Origin of the sequence: Microcoleus sp. LAD1_D5 (assembly GCF_036702115.1) — a bacterium.
Taxonomy (GTDB): domain Bacteria; phylum Cyanobacteriota; class Cyanobacteriia; order Cyanobacteriales; family Microcoleaceae; genus Microcoleus.
Genome location: NZ_JAUBSA010000040.1, coordinates 1 through 16004 on the forward strand (window position 1 = coordinate 1; position 16004 = coordinate 16004).

Here is a 16004-nt window from a genome sequence, read left to right on the forward strand (position 1 = left end):
CTGGCAGGACAAATGTTTGAGGATGAATTAGAGCTGGCTTATGCCGTAATTAATGGGGTAGAAGCTAGAGGAAAAAAAGGAAACTACCCTACAATACGCATTAAATTTAGCTCCGAGCTGGTTACTGAATTTTTTGTTACATAGTTGTTATAAACTTTCCCACCGACTTACTTAGTAGTCAGGACGAGGTTGCGGGATTTATTGGCGTTTAACTGACCCTCTCGAACGCGGTGCCGAAGCGCCCGATTGGTTTTATGTGCCGAATGTTCCCCCACTATTAAATGGTGAGGTGCGACGTTCTTATGTATTGTGGAAAGAATACGTTGCACCGGTGATTGTACTGGAATTTGTGTCGGGGAATGGTGCAGAAGAGCGAGATAAAACGCCGCCGCCCGAACCAGGTCAAGCCGAAGAACAAAAGGTGGGCAAATTTTGGGTTTACGAACAGGCGATTCGCGTGCCTTACTACGGCATTTATGAAGTGAAAAAAGCTGCTGTAGAAATGTATCATTTAGAGGATAATCGCTATCAGCTAATGAGTGCAAATGAGCGAGGTCACTATCCGATTCCTCAGCTTGGAGTTGAGTTGGGAATTTGGCCAGGTGAATATGATGAGATGAATTTGCCTTGGTTGCATTGGTGGGATAGTGAAGGGAATTTGTTGTTAATTGGGGAGGAACGTGCTCAACAAGAAAACCTGCGGGCGGAACGAGAACGCCTTGGCGCTGGAGAAGAACACCTTCGCGCTGAAGAAGAAAAACAACGGGCCGATCGCCTAGCAGCAAAATTGCGCGAAATGGGGATTAATCCTGATGAGGTGTGATTGTTTTTAGAGGGTTAAATGGGGTACAATCGCACTTTTTAAACAGCAGAAAGATCAGAAGCCCCAAAAGGGCGATCGCTCCCCTCATCTATCTCTCAATATTAAGATTTCCTTAGTTGCTGCCGTGGCGCACAGAAATCGGTGATACAATCAACAGCTTAGCTAGGGGTGCCCGAATATCCGGGCTGAGAAAACACCCTTAGAACCTGAGTCTGGGTAATACCAGCGGAGGGAAGCTGTTTATCAAGGAAATTAAATATGCGTACCGAATGGATCGCTAAGCGTCAGGGGCAAAGCAATGTATCTCAAATGCACTACGCCCGTCAAGGTGTAATTACTGAGGAAATGCACTTTGTTGCTAAGCGAGAAAATCTCCCGCCAGAACTTATCCGCGCCGAAGTTGCGCGGGGACGGATGATTATTCCCGCTAACATCAACCACCCGAATTTGGAACCGATGGCGATCGGCATTGCCTCTAAATGCAAAGTCAATGCTAATATCGGTGCATCTCCCAACTCTTCCAATATGGAAGAAGAAGTTGACAAGCTTAAACTAGCAGTGAAATACGGCGCTGATACCGTGATGGACTTGTCCACCGGCGGCGGGAATTTGGATGAAATTCGCACTACAATTATCAAAGCTTCACCGGTGCCGATCGGTACTGTACCAATTTACCAAGCTTTAGAAAGCGTTCATGGTAATATGGAAAGTCTGACGCCGAATGACTTTCTTCACATCATTGACAAACACGCTCAACAAGGTGTTGATTACCAAACTATTCACGCCGGAATTTTGATTGAGCATTTGCCGTTGGTGAAAAATCGGCTAACTGGAATCGTCTCTCGCGGCGGTGGCATTTTGGCGCGGTGGATGCTGCATCACCACAAACAAAATCCCCTCTACACTCACTTTAACGACATCATTGAAATCTTCAAAAAATACGATGTTTCGTTTAGTTTGGGAGATTCCCTCCGCCCCGGTTGCACTCACGATGCGTCGGATGATGCTCAATTAGCTGAACTCAAAACTTTGGGACAATTAACTCGCAAAGCTTGGGAACATGACGTGCAGGTAATGGTGGAAGGGCCCGGTCACGTTCCGATGGATCAAATTGAGTTTAATGTCAAAAAACAAATGGAGGAATGTTCGGAAGCGCCCTTCTATGTTTTGGGGCCGTTGGTGACAGATATTGCACCTGGATACGACCACATTACCTCAGCTATTGGGGCGGCGATGGCTGGTTGGTACGGTACTGCAATGCTTTGTTACGTGACGCCGAAGGAACACTTAGGATTGCCGAATGCTGAGGATGTCCGAAACGGGCTGATTGCTTACAAAATCGCGGCTCACGCGGCAGATATTGCACGGGGCCGTCCGGGTGCGCGCGATCGCGATGATGAACTCTCGAAAGCGCGTTACAATTTCGATTGGAACCGTCAATTTGAGCTGTCATTAGATCCAGAACGCGCAAAGGAATATCACGACGAAACTTTGCCGGCGGATATCTACAAAACTGCTGAATTCTGTTCAATGTGCGGGCCTAAGTTCTGTCCGATGCAGACTAAGGTTGATGCCGATGCTTTGACGGAATTAGAGAAGTTTTTGGCTAAGGAACCTGTAGCCCAAAGCTAATTGGATTAATTCTTAAGGTGCTGATGGCGCACCTTACTTAATCGTAAAGCTGTTTCGTTTTTTGTGGGGCGGGCATCCTGCTCGCCCAAAACTAGGGTGCTGATGCCGCACCTTACTTAAGGTTATATTAAAAGGAGTTACCGAAAAGGAGAATTGCGATGTCCGTTCAACTTCAAAAACGCCTTTTTACGGTGAAAGAATATCATTTAATGGGTGAGACAGCGATTCTTTCTGAAGCTGAGCGCGTCGAACTCATTGAAGGAGAAATTATTCAAATGGCTGCTATTGGAACTCGTCACGCAACTGCTGTGAGACGACTTAACCGACTTTTTCACCGATTACCAGAAGATAGAGTTATTGTTGATGTCCAAAACCCTGTTCAGTTAAGCGAACGTACTGAACCGCAACCTGATGTGGTATTGCTCCAATTTCGCGATGATGATTACGAAACAGCACATCCAGTTCCCTCAGAAGTGTTACTTTTAGTAGAGGTAGCTGACACTACAGTGGATAATGACAGAAATGTCAAAATTCCTATTTATGCCCGATCGCTCATTCAAGAGGTTTGGCTGGTTAATTTAGTGGAAAACAGCTTGGAAGTTTACCGCCAGCCAACGCTGAACGGTTATAGTGTAATACTAAACTTGTACCCTGGTCAAGAGGTTGCACCGATCGCATTTCCTGATTTTACAGTCAGTGTGGATGTGATATTGAGTGCGGGCGATCGCACTTCCTCAACTCCAGAGCCATAAATTCGCTGCTTGATGCTGATTAAACTGCATTTTTCAAAGGAACTTGCTTTGCAGAGGATAAACAATTATGAATAACTTCTAGAGCAACAGCTTTAACTACATTAATACTGACGCTATTGCCCAGATAAAACGGATGGTTTTCATAGCATGAAACTGGCTGGTTAAGATTGATACCTTGCACCACTTTTAACATGAGGCAGAGCGAAAGCATCTGCGTTACCAGGTAGAACCTGGTAACGAGGGAAATCGCACAAACTGCTATTTCTTGCTACTAATCCATTCCTTAAGATCGTTAATCGTAAAAACTGTTTCAAAGTCCAATCCAACAGAGCGATAAAACTCCGCACCACCTTGCTCTCTGTCAATCAGCGACAAAATGCGATCGACTTTATAACCAGCGGCCCGCAACCGTTCCACCGCTTGCATCGCCGACTTACCCGTCGTCACCACATCCTCCAAAACCGCCACATTCGTCCCATCGGGCAACAGCGGCCCCTCAATATACGCCATTGTCCCGTGTCCCTTCGTCTCCTTTCTGACAATTAGCGCCGGAATCGATCGACCTTCTAGAGCCGAAACCACACTCACAGCAGTTACCATCGGGTCAGCGCCCAAAGTCAAACCGCCCACAGCTTGCACGTCCGACGACAGCATCGACAACAGCAAACGTCCCGTTGCCAAAGCACCTTCAGCGTGCAGAGTCACCGGTTTGCAGTTAATGTAATAAGAACTTTTCTGCCCCGAAGACAGCACAAAATCGCCTTCGCGATAGGCAAACTCGCACAACAAATCTAGAAGTCGATCGCGCAACACCTTTAAATCCGCAGCATTCATAACTCACACCGTGTAAAAAACACAAATAATCCGTCGATAATCAGTTTATATTGGAATCGGAATTAATTAAGGAGGCCCAAATATATGAGTCAAAAGTTAAAAAGCCTGAGCGGCGCGTTGATTCTCGCTGTCGCCTCTGCCGCAATGGCATCCGTCAAACCAGCTCAAGCACAAACAGAGCGATTTCACCCGATTGCCGACGACTTCAACCGACAATTCTTTGAAGCTTCAGGAGACTTTTACCACAACGTCAGCTTGCAAGGTTACTTTGGCGACTATTTAGGCATAGGTTCCCCCAGCGGCGTCGTTGCCTTTCCCGAAAAAGAAATTGAGAGGGATGCCAGTCGCGTCAACGGCTTCTACCGACGAGTCATGCAGCGGCAAGTTTCCAGCGATCCGATTCTCCGCGTCCCAGATGCCGTCAATCCGTTCGATGCCTCAGTCATGGCACTGCCTGCAGCTTGCCAGCTAGCACCTCAACCAAGCGGCTGTTTCGCTACTCCCGGCGGACTCCAAGATCAGTTTACACTTCCAACACAGCAGGAAGGTTCACAGACTGATCCAGGGCCCGTTAGAGGACTTTATCAAGTATCGCCCCCTGGCAAAAATTAATCGATCGACAGTTGCGAGTTTTGAGCCGCGGCGGGTTTACTCTCATCTCGGATTTGTATTAGAGAGAAAGTCTCAACCCGCCCCAAAAATTTACTTTTTGGCAATCCTTTCGGTAAACGCGCCATAGGATTTTTGTAACTATTGGGGTTATTTTACAGGACTAAATATTATCCAATATTTATGAAACAATGCTGCCGTCAGGCATGATTGTTCCTTTCAAAAAAGCTTCACCCAGATTAGCTCCCGCCAAGTTCGCTCCTCTGAGATTGGCCCGGGTCAAATTCGCCCCTCTCAAATCAGCTTTGCCGAGGTTTGCCCACCGAAAATCGGCAGCGCTCAACTCTGCAAAACAGAGATTTGCCCGGAAAAGATATGCTCCAGTGAAGTGAGATTCACCGAGGTTAGCTTTAGAGAAATTAGCTGCATAGCAATGTGCTTCAATCAAATCAGCTTGAGTGAGATTGGCTTGACTGAGATTAGCACCGTTGAAGTTTGCGGCCATCGCATTAACTCTCGACATCACCGCACCGATTAAATTCGCATCTCCGAAATCGGTTTGTTGGAGATTGGCAGCGGTGAGGTCAGCCCCAATTAAATTAGCGCCGCTTAAATCAGCTCCCTTCATGTCGGCAGCTCGGAGGTTTGTTCCAGTTAAATTAGCTTTAATTAAATTAGCTTCGAGCAATTGTGCTCCGGCAAGATTTGCTAAACTAAGATTACATTCAGCGAGGTTTGCCGCAATTAATTTAGCCTTAAATAAGTCTGCTTTAAAAAGGTTAGACCGCCAAAGATCAGCACCTCTGAGATTTGCTTCGGGGAGGTTAGCTTCGCCCAGATCCGGTTCTAGATTTGGGTTGAGACTTCTCCATTCAATCCAAGTAACTGCACCTTTTTTTAACAGCGCTAAATGCTGTGCGTTTGCCATAATTACATCTCCTTTAACGGCTATTCCTTGCGGCCAAAAATTGCTGGATTTTCTCGACCCGTCACGTTTTCCACCGCCGCAATTGCTGCCTGGGAACCTGCTATAATATCTCGTTCTGCGCCGCCGAGGTAAAGCCGTCCGAAACTGCCTACAGCTTGAACCTCTAAGATGTTAATAGATGCGCCTTTTTCTGCTTCATTAGCCGCCAGCGCTGCATAGGCTGCCGGTTCTACTTCTAAGACGTAAAGCGTTTGTCCCGCCAGCAGCAACTGTCCGCGGCGGGTGCGGTTGATTAATTGTGTTTGGTGGGGGTCAATGTTGCGAATAATTTGACTGGAAATGACTCGCGGTTTGATACCTTCTTCTCTGCGGACTCCGATGAATTCTAGAATTGCTTTGCCTGCGGCCCGGGTTTCCCCCTGCTGACTTGAGTGTACTTCCAGAAGGCCGTACAAGCGTTCGACTATCTGCACTCCTGGGCGCACGGAGGCAGATTTGAGGGCGACATCGGTAATTCGGTTAATTTCTATACCGGGCGAGATTTCTATCCACAGCGACGCATCCCCCGGCAGCGGCAAGAATCCGGCGGCGATTGTGCCGATGTATGCTGCGTGCTGCGGCTGCAAGTTGTCTAGAAATACGTAGCTGCGTAACTCTATACCCAAAAGTTTTGATCTCCGTCGATCGAGTTCCAACTGTTGTCTGTGCAATATCTGAGTTTACCTGTTTTTGTCAACAACACCTTGTCTGTTGTCGAGAGTGCCGGAGTGCCTCACAACCGAGTGAGGTGTCAGACCCGCGATTTCTAGTGCCGGAGTTCCTCCGCGAGCAATCTTTAATTTTGTGCGCCTGCTAAAAATTTGATATCAATCTCTAGTTATACGTGGAACATAACAATCTTTACTGCTAGAGGTGGATTTAACTTTAAAAGCCAATCGATATAGTTGTGATAGTTAAAGATTTTAGCCAACAGAGAGCATTTGAATTATGAAACGTTCTGATTTATCCAAAGCAATCGGTGCAGGTATTATAGCTGCTGGTTTAGCCATAGCACCAGCTCATCTGCCTGCTTCAGCTCAGACAGATACAACTGGCGGTACAACTGGCGGTACTAACAACACTACAACCACCACCACTCCTCGCTCCGATGTCTACAATGCTGAGACCGATCGCGATTTTGATTGGGGATGGTTGGGATTGCTCGGCTTGTCTGGTTTGTTGGGCTTGATACCCAAAAAACGCGAAGAAAATGTCCGTTACACAACTACAACAGGCGATCGTGACCCCGCCGTTCGCACCGACTACCGCTAAGAATCGAGTCTTAGGGCTGTGGGCATGATGCAGGGACAGGATGTTTTAACCTGTCCGATCAGCACCAATAATGATCAAAAAACCTCCATCGGTGGGGTTTTTTTGTTTGAGAAGATGCGCGATCGAACCACGATAAAATTGGTTACATCTGATATATTGCACCATTTTCATGAACAGGCTTTCCGCCCTGTGCCACAAAGAGTGAATTTTCTGGTGGGCCGTTGCTCCTAGCCCGTCAATAAAACGCTGATTGAGAAGGGTGCAATATCTCAGATAATACCGGACTTGAGATTCTTAACTTCTTTTTTTCTTCTTCCTTTATTCCTTCGCGTTCTTAGCGTCTTCGCGGTTCGTTAAATAAAGAGTTTTCAGACACAAAAAGACCTTAAAAAATGTTTCCCCCAGAACGATCGAGCAAATCCAAAATCGCCTGCACCAACTTGTCAGGATCTAAAGGCTTAGAAAGGTGCCGCTGGAACCCCGCAGCCAGGGCCTGCTGATAGTTAATTTCTCCAGCATAAGCGGTGAGGGCGATCGCCGGAACCAGTCCCCCTTTGTGGGGCGCCAGAGCCCGAACCTGTCGCATCAACATATAACCGTCGGTATCGGGCATTCCAATATCGCTCAACAGCAAATCCGGCACAGACTGGGTTAAAACAGCCAAGGCATCGGCGGCGTTAGCAACTGCTGTAACACTTGCCCCACAATCCTCAAGCAGAAAAACCACCAAATCTCGCGCATCGGCATCATCATCCACCGCTAACACCCTGATACCACTCAAATCGAAGGATTGCTCCGGCGGCGCAGTTGCTGCAAGACTTGTCTGAGATTGCACGGGCATCAGGGGTATCCAGACGGTCAAGGTTGCACCTTTTCCTTCGCCGGGACTGTCGGATTTCACGGTGCCGCCGTGGAGTTCGACGAGATGGCGGACGATCGCCAATCCTAAACCCAATCCGCCAAACTTGCGCGTCATCGTGCTGTCAGCTTGCCGGAAGTAGTCGAAGACATAGGGCAGAAAATCAGGTTCGATACCTTTTCCAGTATCAGTTACAGTAATTTGGGCGTTCCTGTCAACCCGATGGAGAACAACTGCGATTTTGCCTCCCGGCGGGGTGAACTTGACGGCATTTGACAGCAAATTCCAGACTACCTGCTGAAGTCTGCCCGCATCGCCCAAAACCGAGCCGAGATTCGGTGCAAATTGAGTGCTGATTTGAATCGACTTGACTTGGGCCGCCAGACGCACCGTTTCAATGGCAGCGCCGATCACCTCAGCTAAATCCACAGGTAGAATATTCAAGCTGACCTTACCTTGCAGAATCCCCGACACGTCGAGCAAATCTTCGATAAGCTGGGTTTGCAGTTTGGCGTTGCGCTCGATCGTCTCTAAGGCGTAACGCTGCTTTTGGGGTGTCAGAATGTTCGATTGAAGGAGCTTCGCCCAGCCCATAATCGGGTTTAAGGGAGTCCGCAATTCGTGGGACAAAACAGCCAAAAATTCGTCTTTGACGCGGTTAGCCTGTTCCGCTTCTTCCCGCGCTGCCTTTTCCCGCGCTAGAAGGCGTTCCCGTTCCACTTCTGCAACTTTTCGATCGGTAATGTCAGTGTTGGTGCCACACCAGCGCAGCACCTTGCCTCGATCGTCGCGAATCGCCACGGCGCGGGAGAGAAACCAGCGGTACGATCCGTCTTTGCCGCGCAAGGGGAAAGTATCTTCCCAGAGTTCCCCTGTTTCAATGCAGCGCCTAAATTTTTCGACAACGCGATCGAGGTGTTCCGGGTGGTGCACCTTTTGCCAGCCCCAGCCCTGCATTTCTTCTAGGGTGGTGCCCGTGTAGTCAAACCAGCGCTGGTTATACCAGAAAATCCCCCCAGTAGCATCTGTCATCCAGGCCAACTGAGCGATGTTGTCAGCTAGAGCGCGGAACCGAGCCTCGCTTTCGTGCAGCTCATGCAGGGCTCCCGCGTGCAGGATCACCGTCCAGAGGCGAGCCACCACTTCTTGCATCAGCCAAACTTCATCCGGTCGCCAGTGCCGAACCACCTTTGATGTCACCAGCAAAAGAGCCACCCAGCGCCCTTCCTGAAGGCAGGGAACATCGACCAAAGCACGAATACAAACGGCACTGTAGTTATCGAATAAATGCGCTGTATGGGGGTAATTAGCGATATCTGAGATGACAAGTATTTGACCTGCCATAGACAGGGCTTTCAGTTCTTGCGTCTTAAAGTCTGAGATTTGATAGGTGCCGACGGCGCTGGCAAGGTCGGGCTGGTGCCAGTCTTGGTGAACAATTGCCTGATCGGCTTCTACATCAATTTCGTGCCAGATGCAGCGATCGACCTTTAAATATTCTCCCAGACTGTTCATGGCTTCGCCCAACATTTCTGCGGGGTTGGAGCCCTGGCGCAAGCGGATTTCGAGATCAGAGAGAAACTGCTCGTTGAGTTGGGCTTGTTTGCGATCGTGAATATCGGTGTTTGTGCCGATCCACTCGACAATCTGGCCTCCTGCGTCGCGAATTGGCAGAGCGCGGGACAAATGCCAGCGTTCCATTTGGTCTGCTGCCCGCCGCAGGCGCAGCTCAAGTTGATAAACTTCTCCAGTGATTAGACATTCTTCCCAGCGGGCCCAAGATTCTGCCAAATCCGAGGGCGGGACTAGGGATTCCCAATTGTTTTGAGCGGCTTCCTCGTAAGACATTCCCAGATATTCCGACCACTTTTGTTGATTGGTAAAGCGAATTTCCCCGCCGGAGTCTACGTTCCAAATCATGTGGGGCAGTGACTCAGCCAGGAAGCGAAAGCGGCGGTCGCTTTCTGCTAAGCTTTCTTCTGCTCGTTTGCGATCGTCAATATCAATGCCGATACCAGCCCATTGCACAACCTTTCCCCCCCTGTTTTTGACGGGCACAAGTCGCGCTAGATGCCAGCGGTAATTACCATCAAACCTGCGTACCCGACACTCGAATTCGTAGGCTTCCCCTGCTTCAATCGCAGGAGTGCGCGTGCCGACAACTGTTGGCAGATCATCAGGATGAAATAATTGCAGCACCGGCGCAGGCATCGGCAATTCTGGCATCAGGCCGGTGTAGCTTTTCCAGTGTTGGTTGCAAAACTCTAACCTGCCGTCGGCGGTGTTGATCCACATTAATTCCGGGAGACCATCGGCGAGGGTGCGGTAGAGATTTTCGCTTTGCCGCAGTGCTTCTTCTATTTGCCGGCGCTCGGTTTTGTCCTGCAGGATTTTCAGGAAACCTTGCACCTCGCCGGCTGCGTCGCGCAGGGGCATCACCAGCCCGCTGCCCCACAAGCGGCTGCCGTCTTTGCGGAGGTGCCAGCGCTCGTTTTCTCCTTTTCCCTGAGTCAGGGCGCTGTGCATTTCTGCTTCCGGCATTCTGGCTGCTGAGTCTTCTGGGGTGAAGATGATTCGTCCGTGCTGCCCGACGATTTCAGCTTGGGTATAGCCCAGCAATCTCTGGGCGCCTGCGTTCCAACTGGTAACGTGTCCGTCGGTGTCCATGGTGAAGATGGCGTAGTCTTTGGCGCTGTCGAAAATCAACTGCAGGTGGGTTTCACGATCTCGCAATGCTGCTTCTGCTTGTTTTCGCTGGGTAATGTTGCTGGTGAAGCCGACTATTTTGGTCACTTCACCTTGCTCGTTGCGGATCAAACAGCCGCGTTCCCAAACATCGATCCAGCGCCCGTCTTCGTGCCGGACTCGGTACTCGTCTTCGTAGCGCTCAGCAGTTAATATTGATGCCGCCCCGGCTTGGATGCGCGCCAAATCCACGGGATGGATGCGTTCTCTCCACCACTCTGGTGTTGTGGGTGCGTCCTCGGGGCGGACACCGACGATCGAGGACAGTCCCTCGGAACGGTAAACTGAGTTTGCTGCCAAATCCCACTCAAACACTATGCCGTCGATCGCCCTTGTAGCTAACTGAAAGCGGTTGTTGCTTTCTTGCAACGCGAGTTCGGCCATTTTGCGATCGGTAATTTCCTGTACCACGACATTAATTCCGACAATCTCCCCGCCCGTGTCTTTGAGCGGCAACCAATTCTGGAGCCAAGTGCGAACAACACCGGGTTGAGCTTTGGTTTCACCGCTGATTTCTAAATTCCGCTTCGGTTCTCCGGTTTCGAGAAGGTGGCGCAACAAAGGTTCGGCTGTGTCTGCCAAGTCGGGGACAATTTCGCGCACGGTGCGGCCGATGTGCATTTCGACGGGCAAGCCGTTCGTTTGGGCCAACCGCTGGTTGATCCGCACGTACCGCAAATCTGTGTCTAAAACTGCCAAACCCACGGGAGTGGTTTGGTAGAGCCACTCTATCTCTAGAAGTTGACGGCGCCCCGTTTGCTCGCTCTTGTGCAGGGCGAGTTCGGCCATTTTGCGATCGGTAGCATCAAATAATACTCCGATAAACCGCACTGCTTCGCCTGCGGTGTCGTAGAGATAGCGCCCGAACGCTCTCAACCAGCGGATTTCTCCGTTGTCGGCCCGGATGATGCGGTATTCGGGGGAGTAGAGCGATCGTGTTTGCCGAGCTGTTTCCGCTGCCTGCAGGACTTGCTTTAAGTCGTCTGGATGCACGCGGTTTTCCCACACAGCCACGCTTGCTTCCCCGTCCGGTACTGGTTCGCAGCCCAAAATGCTGAAATGGGTCGCCGACCAAATTACTCGACTTGTTCGCACGTCAAAATCCCAGGTTGCCATGCCTGAGCCTTCGATGGCGACGCTCAAACGTTCTTCGCTTTGTTTTAAGGCAATTTCAGTTTGTTTGCGATCGGTGATATCTGTGAGGGAGCCCACGGCCCGCACGGGATTGCCTGATTCGTCCCAAATTGCTCGCCCTCTGGCTAAAATCCATTTGTAGCGCCCGTCGGAACAGCGAATGCGGTACTCGCAGCAGTAATGTGAGGTTTCTCGATCCAAGTGCTGCTGCCAATTGCTTTGCATTCTCTCCAAATCATCGGGATGAATGTAGCTCAAATATTGGCTGAAGTCCTTGACTTCTTCCGGCCGACGTTCCAAAATCTCTAAACCGCGATCGCTCAGGAAATGGCAATTTGTTTGCAGGTTGTGATCCCAAATGCCGTCATTGTTTGCCTGCAAGGCTAGCTGCCAGCGTTCTTCGCTTTCTCGCAGGGCTTCTTTGGTTCGCTCGGCGCGATCAATTTGTACGGCGACAATGGCAAAGTCTGCTAGGGCGATCGCGATCCGCAAGTCTTCGGCATCGAATTGGCGATCGGCATCGTGAGATACAATCCATATTGCCCCCAGCGATTGATTTTCTGCTTGCACCGGAACGACTAACGCTTCGGCGATCGGCAATTCTAGCTGTTGCAAGTCGGTAAAATATTGTTCGGGAGCGAAGTAAAGCTGGGGAGTTTGGCGATCGAGACCTGCTCCCGACAAACGCAATTTGCGGGGTGTGTTTGTATCTTCTGCGGCTTCCCACGCGCCCGCCAATGCCACCCACCGAAATATTTGGTCGGAACTGGCATTTTCTTCTAGTAAGCAGACTCCGACACTTCCTGCGCCGCACAAATCTTTAGTGATCGCAACCAGTGTTTTGAGCAGCGTGTGGGGTGAGGTTGCCAATTGTCGAGCCAGCGTTTGCAGCGCTCGGTTTTCTGCTTTGCAATCGTGCGATCGAGGGATGCGGCGCGACAGTTCCTCGGCGATCGGAATGTCGGTTAAATTAGTTTGTGGGGTTTGCCAAGCTTCCATCAATTAGTCGTCTCTACGTCTTTCGGTCTGAGCTGGCGAGCGTATATCAGCGCCCTATTAAATCATCCGCTATAAATTATAGCATCTACCGAGAGACAGAATTAGGTATCTATCTTTGGAATTACTTTTTAGTTTTCAGGCTAGTTGATTGCCTTGGTTGATTTTACTCTTATCGCCACCTTATGCACAATTTTATTCCAGAATCGCGCTTTTTTCCATATCTAACTTGGACAGAAATTCAGTCTATGGTGGATAAGGAAAATACAGTTATAATTCAGCCGTTAGGTGCGATCGAACAACACGGCCCTCATTTGCCTTTAATTGTAGATGCGGCAATTAGCGCGGCGGTGACAGGCAAAGCGCTGGCCAAGTTAGACGCAAATATTCCCGCCTACGCTTTGCCGCCTTTGTACTATGGCAAGTCGAACGAACACTGCCATTTTCCCGGTACAATTATGCTCACTGCTCAGACACTTTTAGCAGTAATCGGCGAAATTGCTGACAGTATTTATCAGGCTGGATTTCGGAAATTAGTGTTAATGAATGGTCACGGCGGACAGCCGCAGGTGATGGAAATTGCGGCGCGGGATATTCATCAAAAATATCAGGATTTTTCGGTTTTTCCGCTGTTTGTTTGGCGGGTTCAGAATGTGGCTGCTGAATTATTAACCGCTAAGGAGTTGGAGTTTGGGATTCACGCGGGTGATGCAGAAACGAGTTTGATGTTGGCAATTTTGCCGTCGCAGGTGAAAATGGAACTGGCTGTTACTGAATATCCGAAAAATTTGCCGATCGACAGTTTGCTGAGTATGGAAGGCAATTTGCCTTTTGCTTGGCTGACGCGAGAGTTGACTGAAAGTGGTGTGTTGGGCGATGCGACGGCGGCGACGAAAGAAAAAGGATCTCGGATTCTGGAATCTCTCTCTGACGGCTGGGCACAAGTTATCAAAGATGTTTACAAATTTCGACAGCCGGGAAGTAATTAAAAATTAAGAATTAAAAATCAAAATTTGTTCTAATCCGTGTCAAAATGAGTCTAAGAAATTTTTTGAGTTGGAAAACTAACGATGAGTGTAAATTCTAAATTGCAGCGCGCTTTTGAGCAAGGTCGCGCCCTGAAAATTATCAGCGGTTTAAATAATTTTGATGCCGCGAACGTTGCGGCTGTCGTCAAAGCAGCGGATCTCGGCGGTGCTTCTTTTGTCGATATTGCTGCCGATCGAGATTTGGTATTGATGGCAAAACAGTTGACAAATTTGCCAATTTGTGTATCTGCTGTGGAACCGGAAAAGTTTGTGCCTGCACTAGAAGCTGGCGCTGATTTGATTGAAATAGGTAACTTTGATGCTTTCTACGCAGTAGGCCGCCGCTTTGAAGCTGAGGAAGTTTTGGAGTTGACTCGCGAAACTCGATCGCTATTTCCAAACATCACCCTTTCTGTGACAGTTCCCCACATTTTGGCACTCGACAAACAAGTGCAATTAGCAATTGAATTAGTCAATGCTGGCGCTAACATCATCCAAACCGAAGGTGGCACCAGCTCCCAACCAATTCACGCTGGCACATTGGGATTAATTGAAAAAGCAGCGCCTACTTTGGCCGCAGCCTTTGAAATTTCCCGTGCCTTATCAGTCCCCGTACTCTGCGCTTCCGGCATCTCCAGCGTCACCGCACCCCTCGCTATTGGAGCCGGTGCTGCGGGTGTGGGTGTCGGTTCTGCTGTCAGTCAACTTAATAGCGAAGTGGCGATGATCGCGGCTGTTCGCAGTTTGGTTGAAGCTTTGGCTTTGGTTTCGCGATCGCACTTTGCGGCTTCAATTTAATTAAGAAGTTCGGTAAGGGATAGATGTTGAGGGAATAAATCAAGCGTGAAGCTTTTTTCCCTCTCCCCATTCTGCCCGTCTCTCCCTCTTCCCCGACTTCCTTAATAATTGACAAACCACACAGCATAATCATCTAGTAACTGATTGTTTGGGGAACTTGCATCAACTGATTCTAACTCGAATAAAGGCAACATAAACTTTTGGCGATCGCCGACGCGCTGCACTTCCACAAATATGCCTTCTTCCTGAATCACAAAATCATCTAACCGATTAATTGTGAATCTATCAGTATAAGAAGGTTGAGTTTTTTTGAGTCTTGCATATTCTTTTTTGCTGCCATAACCCATTGTATATTCTTCCTCCCATTCAAACTCTTCTATGCCGGTAACGTGGCAGGGAAGTTGAATATTTTGCTTGATGTACTCTAGATATTTGAATGAATTTTTCAGAGTACCATCAATATTTTTAGAACCCAAAATTTTGCTGATTTTAGTTTCAAATTGCTTGGTATTAAATGGGAGATTTTTGTCGATATGCGCTAACATTTCTGGATCGAACCCCGATCTCAATTCGGATAATTCCTCCAGCAGGTGCTGAAAGTCGTTGATCGGTTTCGGTCTTCTGCCTGCTACAATGGTTTCATCAAGCTGAACTGGAGGAAGTTCGGATTGTGAAGGAAGGGATTTGCTTTGATCGGGGCGATCGTCCAATTTAGGTTTGTTAACTTTAGACTTGTTAACTTTAGGCTGGTTAAGTTTAGGCTTGTTAAATTTAGGCATCGCTCGGTCTCGCTGGATCGGTTTATCAATAAAGTATATCTTGGCAGAAGTACATTCGTGTCTAATAGGAGGAAGGTGTAATGCAACTACTGAAATCGCCTGATGAATCGCCAGTCTATCAAGGACAATTTGGCGAGTTTACGATTACTCAAAACGATCGCACGGGAGTGTTGATTTACCGCGCTGGATTGGGGGTGGCGGCGCTGTGTTTTGCGATCGGCACTACTCTGGTGTTGCAACAGGGCGACAACCCGATTGCAATCCAAGCTGTAACACCTATTTTTGCTTGTTTCTGGATAGCTTTAGGCGTCAGCTTGGCAACTATTCACATTTACATGATTGCGCTACACCGAACACTACAGGCGTTTTGGGCGATCGGCGGCGCGGCAGCACTGTTTGTCGCTGTACAAAGCAGCGAACCCTTAGCTTTAACAGTGTACGAACATCCAGCCACGTTGTGGGGAATTGGCTTTACTTTTGCCGCCTTAAATGGCATTTATTTTAAAGAAGCTTTCTGCTTCAACCGCCTAGAAACCAAATTTTTGACTCCGGGAGTTCCTCTCTTACTTTTAGGACATATTTTCGGTTTTTTGTCAGCGGAAAATGAACAATTTTTGCTGGCTATTTGGGCCGCTTTGTTTATCATATTTGCTGTGCGTAAGTTTTTTCAACCCATGCCGCAGGATATCGGGGATAAAAGCGTTTTTGAGTATCTGAAACACCAATAGCATAGAAGAAGGAAGAAGAGCTTTCTTCCTTCTTCCTTAAATATCTGC

The 16004-nt window shown here is 48.7% G+C and carries 12 protein-coding genes, 1 pseudogene and 1 riboswitch; of the genes and pseudogenes, 8 read left to right on the forward strand and 5 right to left on the reverse strand.

Translation table 11 applies throughout. The features are described 5' to 3' along the window. Nucleotides 1–181: 181 nt before the first annotated feature. From QUA70_RS17285 to QUA70_RS17295, 3 genes and pseudogenes are all read left to right on the forward strand, one after another. Nucleotides 182–823, forward strand: a pseudogene (locus QUA70_RS17285) (Uma2 family endonuclease); the annotation flags it as partial. Nucleotides 824–977: 154 nt separating this feature from the next. After that, nucleotides 978–1074: riboswitch (TPP riboswitch) on the forward strand. 7 nt (nucleotides 1075–1081) lie between these two features. Beyond that, nucleotides 1082–2455 carry a phosphomethylpyrimidine synthase ThiC gene (thiC, locus tag QUA70_RS17290; protein ID WP_333102218.1) on the forward strand — a complete coding sequence of 458 codons (1374 nt, stop codon included), beginning with the start codon at nucleotides 1082–1084 and terminating at the stop codon, nucleotides 2453–2455. Nucleotides 2456–2613: 158 nt separating this feature from the next. After that, a complete protein-coding gene (locus QUA70_RS17295) occupies nucleotides 2614–3207 on the forward strand; it encodes a Uma2 family endonuclease (protein WP_333326857.1) in 594 nt (197 codons plus the stop codon). Between the two features lie 258 nt (nucleotides 3208–3465). Here QUA70_RS17295 and pyrE read toward each other — a convergent pair whose 3' ends face one another. Continuing rightward, nucleotides 3466–4041, reverse strand: coding sequence for an orotate phosphoribosyltransferase (pyrE, locus tag QUA70_RS17300; protein ID WP_333348900.1), 576 nt, complete (start codon nucleotides 4039–4041; stop codon nucleotides 3466–3468). Between the two features lie 84 nt (nucleotides 4042–4125). Between pyrE and QUA70_RS17305 the strand changes: the two genes are divergently transcribed. Further along, complete coding sequence (locus QUA70_RS17305) at nucleotides 4126–4653, forward strand: hypothetical protein (protein ID WP_333326861.1); 528 nt, start codon at nucleotides 4126–4128, stop codon at nucleotides 4651–4653. A gap of 178 nt (nucleotides 4654–4831) precedes the next feature. Here the strand turns inward: QUA70_RS17305 and QUA70_RS17310 are convergent, their stop codons facing one another. Next, nucleotides 4832–5578 (reverse strand): pentapeptide repeat-containing protein, encoded by a 747-nt coding sequence (locus QUA70_RS17310; RefSeq protein ID WP_333326863.1) that lies wholly within the window; start codon nucleotides 5576–5578, stop codon nucleotides 4832–4834. A 20-nt stretch (nucleotides 5579–5598) separates the two neighbouring features. Next, nucleotides 5599–6243 carry a hypothetical protein gene (locus QUA70_RS17315; RefSeq protein WP_333326865.1) on the reverse strand — a complete coding sequence of 215 codons (645 nt, stop codon included), beginning with the start codon at nucleotides 6241–6243 and terminating at the stop codon, nucleotides 5599–5601. A 322-nt stretch (nucleotides 6244–6565) separates the two neighbouring features. Between QUA70_RS17315 and QUA70_RS17320 the strand changes: the two genes are divergently transcribed. Continuing rightward, nucleotides 6566–6889: a WGxxGxxG family protein gene (locus QUA70_RS17320; protein ID WP_333326867.1), complete on the forward strand. Its 324-nt coding sequence runs from the start codon at nucleotides 6566–6568 to the stop codon at nucleotides 6887–6889. Between the two features lie 385 nt (nucleotides 6890–7274). Here the strand turns inward: QUA70_RS17320 and QUA70_RS17325 are convergent, their stop codons facing one another. Further along, the gene (locus QUA70_RS17325) at nucleotides 7275–12626 is read right to left on the reverse strand and encodes a PAS domain S-box protein (RefSeq protein WP_333348898.1); all 5352 of its coding nucleotides are present in this window, start codon (nucleotides 12624–12626) and stop codon (nucleotides 7275–7277) included. A 182-nt stretch (nucleotides 12627–12808) separates the two neighbouring features. On the opposite strand from QUA70_RS17325, the gene QUA70_RS17330 reads away from it, so the two are divergent. After that, on the forward strand, nucleotides 12809–13612 hold the full coding sequence (locus QUA70_RS17330; RefSeq protein WP_333326871.1) for a creatininase family protein: 804 nt from the start codon (nucleotides 12809–12811) through the stop codon (nucleotides 13610–13612). Between the two features lie 81 nt (nucleotides 13613–13693). Beyond that, nucleotides 13694–14449: a DUF561 domain-containing protein gene (locus QUA70_RS17335; RefSeq protein WP_333326873.1), complete on the forward strand. Its 756-nt coding sequence runs from the start codon at nucleotides 13694–13696 to the stop codon at nucleotides 14447–14449. A 101-nt stretch (nucleotides 14450–14550) separates the two neighbouring features. On the opposite strand, the gene QUA70_RS17340 is transcribed toward QUA70_RS17335, so the two are convergent. Further along, nucleotides 14551–15228, reverse strand: coding sequence for a calcium-binding protein (locus tag QUA70_RS17340; RefSeq protein WP_333348896.1), 678 nt, complete (start codon nucleotides 15226–15228; stop codon nucleotides 14551–14553). Nucleotides 15229–15308: 80 nt separating this feature from the next. Here QUA70_RS17340 and QUA70_RS17345 point away from each other — a divergent pair, with 80 nt between their 5' ends. Continuing rightward, nucleotides 15309–15956: a DUF2301 domain-containing membrane protein gene (locus tag QUA70_RS17345; protein WP_333326877.1), complete on the forward strand. Its 648-nt coding sequence runs from the start codon at nucleotides 15309–15311 to the stop codon at nucleotides 15954–15956. The last annotated feature ends 48 nt before the right edge of the window (nucleotides 15957–16004 follow it).

What these genes read in the sequence shown, in the direction of transcription:
- QUA70_RS17335 (WP_333326873.1), top strand. Translation starts at nt 13,694, where the DNA reads ATGAGTGTAAATTCTAAATTGCAGCGCGCTTTTGAGCAAGGTCGCGCC.
- QUA70_RS17325 (WP_333348898.1), bottom strand. Translation starts at nt 12,626, where the DNA reads ATGGAAGCTTGGCAAACCCCACAAACTAATTTAACCGACATTCCGATC.
- pyrE (WP_333348900.1), bottom strand. Translation starts at nt 4,041, where the DNA reads ATGAATGCTGCGGATTTAAAGGTGTTGCGCGATCGACTTCTAGATTTG.
- thiC (WP_333102218.1), top strand. Translation starts at nt 1,082, where the DNA reads ATGCGTACCGAATGGATCGCTAAGCGTCAGGGGCAAAGCAATGTATCT.
- QUA70_RS17295 (WP_333326857.1), top strand. Translation starts at nt 2,614, where the DNA reads ATGTCCGTTCAACTTCAAAAACGCCTTTTTACGGTGAAAGAATATCAT.
- QUA70_RS17340 (WP_333348896.1), bottom strand. Translation starts at nt 15,228, where the DNA reads ATGCCTAAATTTAACAAGCCTAAACTTAACCAGCCTAAAGTTAACAAG.
- QUA70_RS17310 (WP_333326863.1), bottom strand. Translation starts at nt 5,578, where the DNA reads ATGGCAAACGCACAGCATTTAGCGCTGTTAAAAAAAGGTGCAGTTACT.
- QUA70_RS17320 (WP_333326867.1), top strand. Translation starts at nt 6,566, where the DNA reads ATGAAACGTTCTGATTTATCCAAAGCAATCGGTGCAGGTATTATAGCT.
- QUA70_RS17345 (WP_333326877.1), top strand. Translation starts at nt 15,309, where the DNA reads ATGCAACTACTGAAATCGCCTGATGAATCGCCAGTCTATCAAGGACAA.
- QUA70_RS17330 (WP_333326871.1), top strand. Translation starts at nt 12,809, where the DNA reads ATGCACAATTTTATTCCAGAATCGCGCTTTTTTCCATATCTAACTTGG.
- QUA70_RS17305 (WP_333326861.1), top strand. Translation starts at nt 4,126, where the DNA reads ATGAGTCAAAAGTTAAAAAGCCTGAGCGGCGCGTTGATTCTCGCTGTC.